This is a genomic window from Spirosoma gilvum (assembly GCF_054776815.1).
The window spans coordinates 489,226-505,285 of sequence record NZ_BAAHBH010000002.1; the positions used below are offsets into that span (position 1 = coordinate 489,226).

7 protein-coding genes are annotated in these 16,060 nt (G+C 51.2%); 4 read left to right on the forward strand and 3 right to left on the reverse strand.

Going from position 1 to position 16,060, the window contains the following annotated elements:
• The first annotated feature begins 36 nt into the window (after positions 1–36).
• The 4 genes from ACYVFD_RS06780 (at position 37) to ACYVFD_RS06795 (ending at position 7,772) form a co-directional block, all read left to right on the forward strand.
• A complete protein-coding gene (locus ACYVFD_RS06780; protein WP_461089460.1) occupies positions 37–1,146 on the forward strand; it encodes a glycoside hydrolase family 18 protein in 1,110 nt (369 codons plus the stop codon).
• Between the two features lie 26 nt (positions 1,147–1,172).
• Positions 1,173–2,633, forward strand: a complete 1,461-nt coding sequence (locus ACYVFD_RS06785; protein ID WP_461089028.1) for an alpha-L-fucosidase — start codon at positions 1,173–1,175, stop codon at positions 2,631–2,633.
• A gap of 61 nt (positions 2,634–2,694) precedes the next feature.
• On the forward strand, positions 2,695–5,247 hold the full coding sequence (locus tag ACYVFD_RS06790) for a carboxylesterase family protein (protein WP_461089029.1): 2,553 nt from the start codon (positions 2,695–2,697) through the stop codon (positions 5,245–5,247).
• 245 nt (positions 5,248–5,492) lie between these two features.
• Entirely contained in the window at positions 5,493–7,772 is a 2,280-nt protein-coding gene (locus tag ACYVFD_RS06795; RefSeq protein ID WP_461089030.1) for a family 20 glycosylhydrolase, read from the forward strand.
• A 177-nt stretch (positions 7,773–7,949) separates the two neighbouring features.
• Here the strand turns inward: ACYVFD_RS06795 and ACYVFD_RS06800 are convergent, their stop codons facing one another.
• The 3 genes from ACYVFD_RS06800 to mgtA form a co-directional block, all read right to left on the reverse strand.
• Positions 7,950–10,352 carry an ABC transporter permease gene (locus ACYVFD_RS06800; protein ID WP_461089031.1) on the reverse strand — a complete coding sequence of 801 codons (2,403 nt, stop codon included), beginning with the start codon at positions 10,350–10,352 and terminating at the stop codon, positions 7,950–7,952.
• Positions 10,353–10,475: 123 nt separating this feature from the next.
• On the reverse strand, positions 10,476–12,893 hold the full coding sequence (locus ACYVFD_RS06805) for an ABC transporter permease (protein ID WP_461089032.1): 2,418 nt from the start codon (positions 12,891–12,893) through the stop codon (positions 10,476–10,478).
• Positions 12,894–13,102: 209 nt separating this feature from the next.
• On the reverse strand, positions 13,103–15,625 hold the full coding sequence (gene mgtA, locus ACYVFD_RS06810) for a magnesium-translocating P-type ATPase (RefSeq protein ID WP_461089033.1): 2,523 nt from the start codon (positions 15,623–15,625) through the stop codon (positions 13,103–13,105).
• Positions 15,626–16,060: the final 435 nt, after the last annotated feature.

Genomic DNA, 16,060 nt, shown 5'->3' on the forward strand with positions numbered 1-16,060 from the left:
CGGCAATTACCATCTATTTCGTTGGCCGTTTACCTCATCGGCATATTTCTAGTCACTTCATTTACGGGCACGGCCCAGCCGGTCTCAAAGCGATACGTACTGATTGGCTACGTGAGTGGGCATGGATGGACCAAAGAGCAGATTGAAGCCCAGAAACTTACCCACATCAACTACGCCTTTGCCGTTCCGGACCAGCATGGTGAGCTGGCTCGCATATCGCCAAAAGATTCGGCCAATCTGGTAGCACTAACCTCGCTTCGAACGGTTAATAAAGACCTGAAAATACTAATCTCGGTTGGCGGCTGGGGTGGCTGCAAGTACTTTTCAGATGCTGCTCTAACCGATGCATCCCGCCAGAAGTTTGCCGCCAGTGCCGTGGCTTTTCTGAAAAAATACAAGCTCGATGGTGTTGACATCGACTGGGAGTACCCCGCTCAGATCGGGGCTGGAAACATCTACCGTCCCGAAGACAAAGAGACGTTTACGCTGTTTCTCAAGGCAATCCGGGACCAGCTCGACAAACAGGGGAAACTCGATAAGCGTACAGGAGCCAATCATTACCTGCTGACGGCCGCTACCGGGGGCGATACTGCTTTTGTGAGTCACACCAACCTGGGCGAAGCGCAGCAGTACCTAGATTACGTAAACATCATGACGTATGACCTCTACCACGGCAACGATAAAGTAACGGGCCACCACAGCCCATTGGCGCAATCGAAAAAAGGGGATCAGTCGCGAAACAGTTCGATGTCGGCAGTAGATGGGCATATTAAGGCGGGGGTTCCGGCTCGTAAAATTGTATTGGGTATTCCGTTCTACGGACGTGGCTGGGCGGATGTCCGACCGGTCGATAATGGTCTATATCAGCCGTCAACGGGCAAACATTCGTTCATTAGTCATGATGAACTGGTGGATAAATACATCAACAAAAACGGGTTTGTGCGCTACTGGGATGCTGATGCCAAAGCGCCTTATCTGTGGAATCCGACATCGCGAACCTTTATTTCGTATGCCGATACCGAATCGTTTATTCCGAAGCTTAACTATGTGAAAAACAAAGGATTGGGGGGCATTATGTTCTGGGAGTATATTTATGATCTGAAGCACAAAGCCCTGCTCGATACCGTCGTTAATGGACTAAAGTAATGGAAAAGTCAGGCAGAAAAATACCTATGAAAAGCAACCCGTTCCGCTCGTTTCTCACCAGTTCGTTACTCGCCATTTGCCTGCTACCCGGTTCGTTGCTGGCTCAGCAGCATTCCGAACAGAACCATGCCCACTATGTAACGCCTAAAGACAGTCTGGTTCGTCAGAAACTCGCTCAGTGGCAGGATATTAAGTTCGGGCTATTGATGCACTGGGGGACATACAGCCAATGGGGTATTGTGGAATCCTGGTCCTTGTGTCCTGAAGACGAAGGCTGGTGCGTACGGAGGGGTCCATACGCAGCCAATTGGTACGATTATAAACGGGCTTACGAGAACCTTCAGACTTCCTTCAATCCTACCCAGTTCAATCCCGAACGCTGGGCTAATGCGGCCAAGGACGCTGGTATGAAATACGTGGTGTTTACGACCAAGCACCACGACGGCTTCTGCATGTTCGACACCAAACAAACGGATTACAAAATCACCGATCCGAAATCGCCGTTCTCGTCGAATCCGCGCAGTAATGTGGCCAAAGAAGTGTTCAATGCGTTCCGGGCCCAGGATTTCATGGTAGGTGCTTATTTTTCGAAACCCGACTGGCATACGCCTTATTATTGGGACCCTTATTTCCCGCCTAAAGACCGAAACGTATCGTATGCACCAAAAAAATACCCCGAGCGCTGGCAGCAATTTAAAGATTTCACCTACAATCAGATTCAGGAGCTGATGACCGATTACGGTAAAGTTGATATTCTCTGGCTCGACGGGGGCTGGGTTCGCCCGGCCGCAACCATCGACTCCACTATTAGCTGGCAGCGTACTATCCCCTACGATCAGGACATCGACATGGCACGTATTGCCCGCATGGGCCGTAGCCATCAGCCGGGGTTGCTGGTTGTAGACCGTACCGTGACGGGTGAGTTTGAGAATTACGTAACCCCCGAACAGTCCATTCCTGACGCATACATGCCCATTCCGTGGGAGTCGTGCATGACGATGGGTGATTCGTGGTCATACATTCCGAAAGAAAATTTTAAGTCGACGCGTAAGTTGATTCATACGTTGGTGGATATTGTGGCCAAAAACGGTAACCTGCTCCTGAACATCGCGCCCAGCCCCGATGGCGACTGGCACCCGGAAGCATACCAGCGCTTGCAGGAAATAGGCGCCTGGCTACGCGTCAACGGGGAGTCTATTTACAATACCAAGCCTGTGGCTCCCTACCGGCAAAAACAATGGGCGTATACGGGTAATGGCTCGACCCTATACCAGACCTACCTGCCTGCGGAACAGGAAACGCCCCCGGCTACAATTACACTCAACAATGCTCCCAATAGTAAAAAGCTGGTTGTGCGACTGTTGGGCTATGCAAAGCCCTTGAAAGTCAGTAAGTCACCGGAAGGCGTTACCGTATCGCTGCCCGATGCGGCACGAACATGGCTGAGCACGCAACCAGCCTGGGTGTTTAAAGTATCCAGACAATAGTATGCCGTTAGCAATGCGTAGCTCTCATACGCTCACACATATCCCTTGATCACGATCAACGATGACAAAACGTTTTTCTTTCCTGGCTTTCCTGCTGTGTTCAACAAGTCAACTGTGGGCTCAGATGGCTCCGACACCTGCTCAGCCAACAACTTACACCTTTACAAAAGGACTGGCAGCGCTGACCGGTAGCCGCTACGGACGAGAAGCCATCTATACCGATCCGTTGGCGTATCAGTTGTATGCCGGTGCGCTCAAGTCACCCTCCGAAGGGACCGTGTTTGGCACCGATGAACAAGGACGCGAGATTAAGTGGGTTGCCGTTGAAGCCGACAGCCTGAACCGGATTCGGCTGCGGGGCAATAATCGGGGTAATGGAGGAGCCCCGGCCGGACCGGGGGTAGTCGCTGGTAGCCTGCGTGGTGGAATTGGCGGTAGTGGCGGCTATATCTATCTGACTTACCCATCGCCACGTGAGCAAGTGGGATTGCTCACGATCAAAGGAAACAGTAATGTTTACGTAAACGGCGAACTGCACATGGGCGATGCCTACAACATGGGGTATATGCATATTCCGGTAAAGCTTCGCAAAGGGATGAATGAGTTTTACGTGCGGGGTATTATGATAACGGCTGCACTGGATTTCCCAACGAAACCGGCCTTACTAAGCACCGACGATCCTACGTTACCCAGTATCCGCCTGGGCGAATTGAACGCTACACTACAAGGGGCAGTGGTTGTCATTAACACATCAGCTAAACCGCTCACCGATCTGCAACTGACTAGCAAACTGGCGGGTAAAACACAAACAACGACGCTGCCCGCCATACCGCCTTTGTCGAGTCGGAAAGTAGCGTTTGGATTCGATGGGAGTGGCGTTGTGGCAAACGGTGCACAATCCTGTGAGCTAAGCCTGGTTCAGAAAGGAAAGACGCTTGATGCCGGTCGTATCTCCGTCGAAGCCGTTCCGCCCGGTGCCTCCTATAGCCAAACGTTCGTCAGCCATATTGATGGGAGCCTGCAATACTATGCCGTAACACCCCAATCGTCGGGTACGACTGCTTCATCGGCTTTATTTCTGTCCGTACATGGAGCTGGGGTAGAGGCCAGTGGCCAGGCACGGGCATACAAGGCGAAAGACTGGGGCAATCTGGTGGCGGCTACCAATCGGCGACCACGCGGATTCAACTGGGAAGATTGGGGACGGATCGATGCGCTGGAAGTATTGGCCATTGCGAAGAATCAGTTTAAACCCGATCCACGGCATATTTACCTGACGGGCCATTCCATGGGTGGCCATGGCACCTGGTTTTTGGGCGCTACCTATCCCGATAAGTGGGCGGCTATTGCGCCCTGCGCCGGTTATCCGACCCTGAAAGAATACGGTTCGGCCGATGGCGTAATTCCCGATTCCAGCAGTAATCCGCTGGAACAGATACTACTTCGTTCGGGCAATCAGAGCGATGTATTAAAACTAACGGCCAATTATAAGCCATTGGGTGTTTACGTATTCCATGGCGATGCCGACCGCACGGTGCCGGTTACCTATGCCCGACAAATGCGCAAGTTGCTGGGCCAGTCGCAGCCCGACCTGAGCTATTACGAATACCCCGGTGGTAGCCATTGGTTCGGCGATCATAGTGTTGACTGGAAACCCCTGTTCGATTTTTTCAAATGGCATGAGATTCCTGTTGATTCAGCCGTGAACACGATTGATTTCACAACGGCAAATCCGGGTATTTCATCGGCCTATCGGTGGGCGTCGATTGAGCAGCAGACCCAGCCATTATTATACAGCCATATTCAACTTAGCCGTCGGGGTAAGTCCATTACAGGAACGACCACCAATGTTGCGCTACTCAAACTGGCGCTGAATGAGTTTAGCCCAAAAACGCCCGTAACGATTACGCTGGATGGTGCTTCTGGGCTGACCTATACCACAACAAGTGCACAGGATACGCTTTTCCTGCGCCGGGAAAACGGGCAATGGGTACAGACGAAACAACCGGATGCCTGGCAGAAAGGCCCCCATCGAAACGGTACGTTTAAAGATGCATTCAACAACCGGATGGTGTTTGTATACGGTACTAAGGGCACAAAGGACGAAAATGACTGGAACCTTCAGAAAGCCCGCTACGATGCCGAAACCTGGTTGTATCGGGGTAATGGGGCCGTCGACATCATCGCCGACACGGATTATTCAACATCTAAATACGCCGATCGGGGCGTAGTTCTGTTTGGTAATGCCACCAATAATGCAGCCTGGCAGTCGCTGTTAGCCGATTGTCCCATTCGGGTAGAGCGCAACCAAATTCGGGCGGGTAGCCAGCAATGGCAGGGCGACGACCTGGGTACGTATTTCGTTTGGCCCATCAAAGGGTCGAAAACAGCATTGGTAGCGGTTATTGGCGGCACTGGGCTAAAAGGTATGAAAGCGGCTTCGGCCAATCAGTATTTTGCCGGAGCCAGCGGATTCCCCGATTTTATGATTTTCGGACTCGATATGGTTCGGGATGGCAGCAAAGGCGTTCGAATGGCCGGTTTTTATACGAACAACTGGGCGTTAACACCAGAACATTCCGTTGTCAATGGCCTGATGAGTGGAAGCAAGTAGAGCTGTCACCTAAGTATAGCTAACTAGAAACAGCCTATTTCATCTCCAACTCCTATCAACCCAGCGCTTTGGCTGTGGGCCGCGAAAAAGAAGAGAAAATGTTCAACCGTTTTAACGGTTGATTTCTATACGATTGATTGTTGACGAATCCACGACTAAAGCCGTGGGCTAATAATTCTTATTTCTGCATTTAACTTCTTCAAATCAAGAGGCTGGAATAAGATGCTACATTTACCGGTATTCTCATGATTCGATTGTATGTCCTGTTGCTGGCTCTGGTTCTTACCGAAAGTATACAGGCTCAGGATCTCGCTCAGCGGTATCCACTTATTCCATACCCAACATCGCTTACGCCCGCATCCGGGCAGTTTACCATAACGGCTCAAACCGTATTGGTTGTTGAGGATCGTCGGTTTGCTGCCGAGGCCGCTCAGTTGCAGGAGTTAATCCAGTGGGGATTGGGAAAACGATTGCCTGCAAAAGGTAACGGGCCGAAAATTGTACTGCGACAGGACCCAACTATTACAGCGCACGAAGGATATGCATTGGTGATAACGCCCCAGCAGGTTACGCTGAAAGCAAGTCAGCCAGCCGGTATGTTTCGTGCCGTTCAGACGATCCGCCAATTGCTGCCTGTAGTTATCGAAGGGCATTCGAAAACGTCGGTGTCGCTCACCCTTCCGGCGGTTCAGATTCAGGATCAACCAGCCTATGCCTGGCGAGGTATGCACCTCGATGTATCACGTCATTTCTTTTCAACCGCTTATTTGCGGAAATTCATCGACCGGCTGGCGCTGTATAAATTCAATACGTTTCACCTGCACCTGACCGACGATCAGGGTTGGCGGCTGGAAATTAAGGCATATCCTAAACTGACAAGCGAGGGCGCCTGGCGAACGTTCAATAATCAGGATTCAGTGGTGCTGAAGCGGGCCGTCACAGATCCCGATTTTGACCTGCCGAAGCAATTTATCCGCCAGCAGAACGGCCAGACCCAGTACGGTGGATTCTACACCCAGGCGCAAATGCGGGACCTGATTGCCTATGCTGCCGCCCGACACATTACGATCATACCCGAAATCGACATGCCCGGTCACCTGACAGCCGCCATCAAAGCGTATCCATTCCTGAGTTGCACGGGCCAGGAAGGGTGGGGAAAAACATTTTCGGTGCCGATTTGCCCCTGTAATGAGCCGACGTACACGTTTATGGAAACCGTCCTGAGCGAAGTGATAGCCCTGTTCCCCAGCGAATACGTGCATATTGGAGCTGATGAAGTGGAGAAGTCAACCTGGGCCAAGTCGCAGGCTTGTCAGGAGTTGATGAAGCGGGAAGGCATTCGGAATGTTGAGGAGTTACAGAGCTACTTCGTGCATCGGATTGAAAAATTTGTACAGTCTAAGGGCAAGAAACTCCTGGTTTGGGACGATGCTCTGGAAGGAGGTCTCAAGCCGTCTACGGCCGTTATGTACTGGCGTAGTTGGGTGAAAGATGCGGCCCAGAAAGCCGCTCGAAACGGAAATGATGTGGTCATGACGCCCGTAAGTGCCCTTTATTTCGACAGCCCGCCCGGCATCCGGTCAGTCGAAAATGTGTATAATCTGGCGGTCGTACCTCCGGGTGTTACGGTAGAGCAGATAAAGCAGTTTCTGGGCGCACAGGCCAATGTCTGGACGGAGTATATTCCCACCGAAAACCGGGTCGATTACATGAGTATGCCCCGCATGACGGCACTTTCGGAAGTGGTCTGGACAGGCAAAAATGATTTCCCATCGTTCCAGCAACGACTATTGCCGCATTTTCTACGGATGGAAAAAATGGGGATTCATTACCGATTACCCGATCTGACTGGTTTTGCCGAAGAAAACGTTTTTATTGACCGGGCTACGCTTCGCATCAATAAGCCATTGGAAAGTTATGTGCTTCGCTACACAGTCGATGGATCACAGCCACAGCCAGCCTCGCCCGAGCTTCCGATGGGTTTATCCATTACCAAACCCCAAACCGTTAAAGTAGCAGCTTTTACGCCATCGGGTGTACGCGGAGATGTTTACACCTTGCGCTATCAGCAGCAAGCCTATGCAACGCCAGCCACACCTGCCAGTCAGCAAGCCGGGTTACAAAGCAGCTACTTCAAAGCCTATTTCAAAGAAACCAAACTGATGAAACAGCGAACTGCCGACAGTACTTATACGGTCAACAATCTGGTAGTTCCGAAATCGGTCAGCGCGCCCAGCTTCGGTATTCAGTTTCGGGGGTATCTGACGGTACCCGAAACGGGCGTTTATAGCTTCTTCTACACTTGCGACGATGGGGGTATCCTGCGCATTGCCGACCGAATGGTGGTCGATAACGATGGCAATCATTTTCCTATCGAAAAAAGTGGACAGGTGGCTTTACAAAAAGGCACTCATCCATTCGAAGCAGATTTTATCGAAGGTGGTGGTGGCTTTACCCTCAAACTGAAATACAGTCTGAACGGCTCCGAGCCAACAGACATTCCCGATAGCTGGTTTACGCATTAAACGGCTTACGTGATAAGGGGACAGCTCGTCCTCCGCTCTCCGCTCGTCCGCGATTGTATCGCGGATGTACGAGGTTCGCGTCTGCGACGCGTCGACAAACCCGATTTGATTAACAGGAATCTTTGTCGCGTCGCAGACGCGGACCTCAGGCATCCGCGATACAATCGCGGACGAGCCTTACTCCGAACGCAAACTCTTTATGGGGTTCATCAGGGCGGCTTTGATGCTTTGGAAACTAATGGTCAGTAAGGCGAGGCCAATGGCAAAAGCCCCCGCCAGTGCATAGACCCACCAGGCAATGGTGATCTTATAGGCAAACCCGGTCAGCCATTCGTTCATGGCGTACCAGGCCAGGGGCGAAGCCAGTAGGATAGCCGCTAGCACCAGTTTCAGAAAGTCTTTGGAGAGCAAGGCCACAATACTCGCGACGGATGCGCCCAACACCTTTCGAATGCCAATTTCTTTGGTTCGTTGTCCAACCGTAAACGCCACCAAGCCATATAGGCCAAGCCCGCAAATGACCATCGCCATCAGCGCAAACGTATTGACGAGTTTGGATATGGTCGTTTCCGTTTCGTAGAATTTGGCCAGTTGATCGGTCAGGAACTCGTACTCAAACACATCGTTCGGGTAAAGCCGTTGCCAGACCGTCCGAATGTGTGCGAGCGTCTGCGTTGATGAAGCCCCGGACATTCGAATGCCAGCCTGCTTGTACATGTTGGGGTACGTGGCAATAAAGCAGGGAGCAATTACTTCATGTAGCGATTTCTGATGAAAGTCCTTGACTACGCCCACAATAGGCAGCGGCACCGACGACAGGTAATATTGCATTCGTTTGCCAAGGATGGCCTGTGGGTCGCGGAAGCCGAGTTTATGAAGCAAGGTTTCGTTGATGACATACTCCCGGATCGAATCGCCTTCGGTAATGTTGCGGCCCGCTACGAGTTGTAGGTTATACGTTTTCAGATAATCGGCATCGGCAAGTCGTTCCCGTACCGGGAAGGTCGTCCAATCATTTTTAGGACCGAATTTGAAGGAGCCGCCGTTCATAACATTGGCCGAGGGGGGACGGTATTGCAACGTTACCGATTTGATGTCGGGGTATTGGCGGAGTTCATTTTTAAAGGCTTCCCATGACTTGTTTTCGGAAAGAGGAAGGTTTACAATCAGCGTGTTGTCCTGCTGAAAGCCCAGGTCGGTTTGTCGAATAAAGGCCATTTGTTTCATCACCACCAGTGCCCCGACCAGTAGCGCCTGACAAACGACGAATTGTAGAATAACCAACCCTTTCCGTATCGAATATCTACCCACGGATGCAGCCGTGAGTTTCCCCCGTAGGCTTGCCCACGGGCTGAACCCCGACAACACAAAAGCCGGATACCCGCCAGCCAGTAGAATGACTAGCCCTATCAACAGGCTAATAAACACCAGCATGGAAATGTCTGGCTGGAAAGAAAGTTGGACGTGTACCCAGTTGTTGAATAAAGGCAAGCTAAGTAAGGCTGCCAGTATGGCCAGTATCGTAGCCGCCATCACAATCAGGCCGGTTTCGAGCAGGAATTGCCAGGCCAGTTGTGTGCGCGAGCTGCCCAGCGTTTTGCGTACACCCACTTCTTTGCTGCGTCGAAACGCCTGCGCCGTCGCCAGGTTGACAAAATTGATGCAGGCGGTTAGCACCAGAAATAGGCCGATCAGTTCCAGCGACCAGAGCAACGACGGTCGAATAACGCCCCCCACACGGTCAACATCGAAATGGACATCGGCCAGTGGCTGGATATGAAATTGAAAAACGTGTGCTACATCGCCAAAATGCTTTTTCGATAAGTCAGAAAACGTTGCTTCAATCCGCTGCGCTGTGGCTGGTGCATTGTCTTTCAACGTACAATAGAGCCGATAAGTACTGTTCAGTTGTCCCCACTCGTTCACGTTGAAATCAGGGTCGAACTGTCGAATGGTGGGCATTGAGAGATACAGACCAATGTGTGTATCGGTAGGCTCCGTTGGATCGGCAACAATGCCCGTTACAGTGGCCTTGACTGTATGATTAAGGTCAAGGGTGCGGCCTATAGCGTTGCTTGTACCAAAATACCGCTTCGCCCACGATTCGGTCATAACGACCGTATTAGGTTCGCGTAAGGCCGTTTTCGGGTCACCGCTCAGCCATCGGTAATCGAAAATCTGAAGTAGTTCACCTTCAGCCAGTGCCGTACCATCATGCTCCAGAAACCGTTTGGGAGCTACCTGACCCGACTGGGGTATACTGACCGTCACGGATCGATTGACCATTAAAAAAGCCGCCTGCTCGATCTGCGCGTACTCGGTTCGGAGCACTTTGGCCATGGGTAATGGCGCTTCGGGATAGTATTCAACAGATCCGTCATCGAGATGGAGATCGACGACAATGCGGTAAATACGGTCGAAGTTGGTGTGATGCCGGTCGGTGCTGAGGTGGTACCGAACAAACAGAAAAATGAGTAGTCCACCCGCCATGCCAATAGTCAGGCCAACCACGTTCAGAAGTGTATAGATGCGTTGTGAACGCAGGTTGCGGAGGGCGATTTTTAGGTAGGAGCGAAGCATATGTTATGTAGAGACGCGATCCTTCGCGTCTCATGTCCGGATGGTTTTTTGTACTAGATGGTTTTTGTACCGTATGGTCTTTATTGCTGACGCCAAGGAGACGCAAAGGATTGCGTCTCTACGTTATTCGCTTCGCAAGCTCTTTACCGGATTGGCCAATGCCGCCCGAATCGCCTGCGTACTGACAACTAGGGCGGTTAACAAGGCCAGGACAACGGCGACCAGCGCAAACGGCGACCAGCCTAAGTCGATGCGGTAGGCGAAGTGCGTGAGCCAGTCGCGTAAGAGGTAATACGCCAGCGGCCAGGCAATCAGGTTGGCCATCAGCAAAATCAGCACAAACTCCTTCATGAACAGATTGACGATGCCGATGGTATTGGCTCCCAGCACTTTCCGAATACCAATTTCTTTGGTTCGGCGGGTCACGTTGAGCGAAACCAGCCCCAGCACACCCAGCAATACAATGATCAGGGCTAATGTCGTGGCTAACCGGGAGGCTTTCTGCAATTGAAGTTCAGTCTGGTAGAGCTTTTGAAGCGTATCGTCCATGAATGAGTATTCAAACGGTGCATCGGGAAATAAACGGGCCCATTCCTGCCCAATGGCGGCTACCGTTTCGGGTAACTGCCCCGGCCTGAGCCGGAACGAGAAATAACGGTAAACCGGATTTGATCGAACGTTAATGAAGATAAGTGGCTTAATGGTCTGGTGCAGCGAATTAAAATGAAAGTCTTTGAGTATCCCCCCGATCTTTAAGGGGTAGCCTCCTCCATAAAATCGCACCTGTTGGCCGATGGCTTTGGCTGGATCGTTCCAACCCAGAGCTTTAACTGCCGATTCGTTTAAAACTACTTCTGTAGAATCGTACCCGCCACCCTTGGCGTTGAAAAATTGGCCAGAATGGAGTTGAAGCCCATATGTTTGAGCAAATCGTTCATCAGAAGTTAGTACCTCTATGGTAGCCGCTTTCGTACTGTCCTGCCCATGCCGAAATACCTGGCCACTGCCACTGCTTCGTCCATCGGGAATGATAAACGAAAAGCTGACATCGCTGACACCCGGCACCCGCGCCAGTTGGTTGCGGATACCTTCCATGCGCTGCACCCCTGCTGGCGACCAGTCACGTGGCACCGAAGCTACCGTCAGGACCTGATCTTTGGTGTAGCCCAGGTCTTTCTTGAAAAAATACGTCACCTGCCGACCCACCACCATGGCCCCGACAAATACGAAAATGGCTACCGTAAACTGAAAGACGATCAGGGCCCGGCGCAAACCAATTCCTTTCTGGACCGATGCCGTCAGCTTGCCTTTTAGCGATTCGACCGAGGGTAAATTCGATAGGATAAAAGCCGGGTAACTGCCCGCCAGTACGGCAATGAGCAGGACCAGCCCAATAAGTGTCCCATACGCCACTGGCGACCAGCTAATGAATGAGGGGATAGAGCGCTCCAGTATACTGGCAAACATCGGTCGGAAAATTTCGTGACAGCCCAGCGCCAGCACAGTAGCACCAGCAGTAAGCAAAAGCGACTCGGTCAGGAATTGGCCAATCAACTGCTTTTTTAGCCCACCTAATGCCTTTCGGACACCAATTTCGCGTATGCGGGTGGCCGACATGCCAATGGTGATATTGACAAAATTGACTACGGCCATCAGCAAAATGAATACACCGATCAGGGTCAGCGCCAGCACCATTTTCTCGACCAGCCCGTTGTTAGCCTCCAGATAAAAGGTTGTCAGTGGGCTCAGATAGGTATGCAAATTCTCTTTATAACCTGGTGGTGCATAGTTGGCCAGCACATCCGTAAGGGGTTTGGTAAGTTGATCGGCCGTAACACCCGGTTGTAGTTCCAGATAGTTCGGGATGTATTGGTTTTGCCAGGAGTCGATGCTTGCTTTGGGGGTGAAGTAACCCACATCGCGCATCGGAATGAAAATCTGGTCACGAGTAGGCAGTAAATCGAGCACACTGTTGCGGGGTGGTTCCTGTAACACGCCCGTTACCGTAAAAATCTGCTTGCCGCCCAGCGGTGTCTGGACCGTTACAGGTTGCCGGAGCACGTTGGTACGGCCAAACAGTTTCAGCGCCATCGCTTCCGTAATCACAATCGAATTGGGTGCGAGCATGGCTGTTTTTGGATCGCCGTAGGCCAGTGGAAATCCAAACATCGACACCAGCGTCGAGTCGCCAACCTCAATGCTTTCCCGGAAATGCTTGTCGCCATTCGACACAATCGCCGTAACACCGTAGAACCGGTAGTAATTAGCCACCAGATTGGGGTATCGTTGTTTGAGCGTCGGCCCCAGAAGCCCCAGACTGGTGATGTCCATGCCCATGGTTGGCTCCTTCCAGCGGCTTTGTATCAAATACTGTTGGTTTACATTCCGTAGCGTTTTATTGACGGCCAGTTCGCCCTGGATGTAGTTGCCGATCAGGAGCAGAAAGGTAATACCAACCGTAAGACCGAGGAGCGTAACCAGCGCATAGAACCGACGCTGGCGTAGATTGCGAAGAGCGATTTTAAGGTAATTCTGGAGCATAAGACAAACGATTTGCGCGACCTTCTAGTTGATGCCGTGAAGGTATCGACTATCGCGTTTTGTTTGCCTTTTAATCTGATTGACAGGCTGTTAAAAAATGTTAAGGGGCAGGGAGCGGGGAGCGAGGTGCAGGGTGCAGGGTGTAGGGGTTGCGGGAATGGCAGGGACAAAACCGTGCTATCTCCAGCTCCTTGCTCCCCGCTCCCTGCCTATTCCCCCTTATACCGTCGGAAAAACCAAACCTTTAGCAGATCGGCGGTGATTACGTACCCTAGTATGATCAGTAGGATAGCTGCGAGTTGGTGAACGGGTGGCGGGGTAAGACCGAACGTCGCCGAAAAGGGCGAATAGGGTAGGAATACCGTCAGCAGAATGCACAGGATACTCAACAGGCTGATCCACAGGGCGGGCCTGCTCTTAAAGAAATTTTTGCGGGTACGGATGATGAAGAAAATAAGCAACTCAGTGAGGATCGACTCGATGAACCAGCCCGATTGAAAACCCGATTCTTTTAGGCGAAAACCAAATAGAAGCGTACTGAACGTGATGACATCGAACAACGAGCTATGAATGCCGAACACAAGCATGTAGCGCTTAATTTGTTGGATGTCCCATTTACCGGGTTTGGCAATCTGTTCCTGATCGACATTGTCGGATGGGATGCTCAGAAACGGGAAGTCGGTCAGGAAGTTGGTCAGCAGAATTTGCTTGGGTAACATCGGCAGGAAGGGCAGAAACAGCGAAGCCAGCGCCACACTGCACATATTGCCGAACGTCGATCCGGTGCTGATGTAGATGTATTTCAGCGTATTGGCGAATGTTTTTCGCCCTTCGCTAATGCCATCAGCAATAACTGATAAATCTTTTTCGAGCAGGATAAAATCGGCGGCATCGCGGGCCACATCGGTCGCATTATCGACGGTGATTCCCACATCGGCGGCATTGATGGCGGGCACATCGTTGATCCCGTCGCCCATGTAGGCCACCGTGTACGAGTGCCGCAGTGCCTGAATAATATGCTCTTTTTGCTGTGGTTCAACTTCGGAGAAAATATGCGCTGATTTTACTTTTTGGGGAAGTTCGGCTGAGTCAATTTCCAGCAGTTCTTTACCCGTAATCACCACTGGATTGCTGATGCCAATCTGCCTGCCGATGGCCTGGGCTACGATTCGGTTATCGCCCGAAATAATTTTAAAGTCGATGTTGAGTTGTTTTAAGGCATCAATGGCCTCCACAACGCCCGCTTTGATCGGGTCTTTCATCAGCACAAAACCCGCAAACGTCATATCGCTTTCATCGACTTTGGTAAAGGTTACCTGCTGGCTGTTCTTGTAGCAAACCGCAATCGCTCTCATGCCGTTTTGCCCAAACTGTTCGAACTGCTGTTCAATGGCCTGTCGGTAACTGGCAATTGGGTTCGTGGTTCCGTCGGGCATGCGTACGGTGGCGCAGATGGCGAGGCATTCGGTAAAGGCTCCTTTGCTGATGAGCCGTTTTTCGATACCGGTATCGATGGCAATGCTTAACCGTTTGCGGGTAAAATCGTAAGGGATTTCGCCAAGTTTGGTTGGTTTCGCGACGGATGTATCGAAGGTTAGGGCGCGTATGGCTTCGTCGATGGGGTTGGAGTAGCCCGTTTCGAAAAGGGCATTGTAATACACCATCGTTTTGACAAAGTCGCTGGATTGGCCCCACGCATCGACAAGCCCGTTGATCTGAATAGCGCCTTCGGTAATGGTGCCCGTTTTGTCGGTACAGAGCAGATTGATTTCGCCGAGATTCTGGATGGAATTCAGTTTTTTAACGATCACTTTTTTGTCCAGCAGGCGTTTGGCACCCGCACTCATGGCAATGGTGGTGATGGCCGGTAATAATTCGGGAGCCATGCCAACGGCCAGCGCCAGCGCAAACAGCGCCGATTCGATCAGGCTTTTCTGATTAATCAGGTTAATAACCAGAATGAAGCCGCTTAACGCCAGCGTAATCCGCATAAGCATAAACCCAAAGTCCTTCAGGCCTTTATCGAAAGCCGTTTCGACAACCGAACTGGCGCTTTGGACGACGTTACCAAATACTGTATTCGCTCCGGTATGAATAACCATAGCTTTGGCACTGCCACTGACAATGTTACTGCCTTCCCATAGGCAATTCGGGCGTTGCGACAAAGCCGCTTTCTCGTCTGAAACACAGGGTTTCTTGCGTACCGGAAACGATTCACCCGTCAGACTAGCTTCATTCGCTTGCAGTTCATTGGCCTGAATGAGCAGGCAATCGGCGGGAACGACGTCCCCGGCATTGAATAAGACCACATCGCCCGGTACGAGCTGCGAAGCCGGAATCTCCTTTTCCTGACCGTCTCGAAGAACGGCGCTTTTGATGGTGATCAGGGCTTGCAATTTTTCCACAACCCGCCCGGCATTGCGCTCCTGAAAAAAGCTGATCAATCCCGTCGATAGCAGGATGAACAGGATAATCAAGACATCCGAAGTATCGCCTAAAAACGTAGACAGGAGAACAGCACCGATGAGCAGAAGCATCAGCGGGCTTTTGAACTGGACAATAAACAGCCGGATGTCTTTTTGCCAAACGGATTCGGGGTGCTTTACCGTCGCAGCTTTTAGTCGTTGTTGAGCGACTTGCTCGGTTAATCCATGTTCGGAGCTGCCAAGTTGTTGCGACCAGTAAGCACTTGTCTGCGTCCAGAAAGCGTCTGTTTTTTCGGCGGAGTTCAACGTAATGAGAGGTTAAGACAGTTAAAGAATTAACTGCCTGGACGCAATGATACGATTGATGGCCGTCGGTGACCTATGATAAAAATCAGACAAAAAGCCTTCATTTGTCGGTGACAAGTGTTGGCTTGCTACCGATAAATGCGGGCCTGATCTGGAGCATGCGGTCGTATGAACGAAGGCGTTAGTCGCTTCGTAAGCTTTTTACGGGGTTGGCCAATGCGGTTTTAGGCTTTGCAGGCTGATGGTGAGTAAGCTATTTCCCTCGAGGGAAATAGTCGAGTATGGGAGAGCTCAGATACCGGTCATAAAAATTGGTGACAATTTATACGCTGAAAAAGATTAGATTTATACACCGCTTTCTTTTGGTGAGTAATGGTTCGTTTGTCAGGCCAGTTCCTGAATTTTTCTGATAGCCCCGATCGAATACGTTACTCT

Coding starts and splice junctions, on each gene's coding strand:
- ACYVFD_RS06785 (WP_461089028.1), top strand. CDS start 1,173: ATGAAAAGCAACCCGTTCCGCTCGTTTCTCACCAGTTCGTTACTCGCC.
- ACYVFD_RS06790 (WP_461089029.1), top strand. CDS start 2,695: ATGACAAAACGTTTTTCTTTCCTGGCTTTCCTGCTGTGTTCAACAAGT.
- ACYVFD_RS06795 (WP_461089030.1), top strand. CDS start 5,493: ATGATTCGATTGTATGTCCTGTTGCTGGCTCTGGTTCTTACCGAAAGT.
- ACYVFD_RS06800 (WP_461089031.1), bottom strand. CDS start 10,352: ATGCTTCGCTCCTACCTAAAAATCGCCCTCCGCAACCTGCGTTCACAA.
- ACYVFD_RS06805 (WP_461089032.1), bottom strand. CDS start 12,893: ATGCTCCAGAATTACCTTAAAATCGCTCTTCGCAATCTACGCCAGCGT.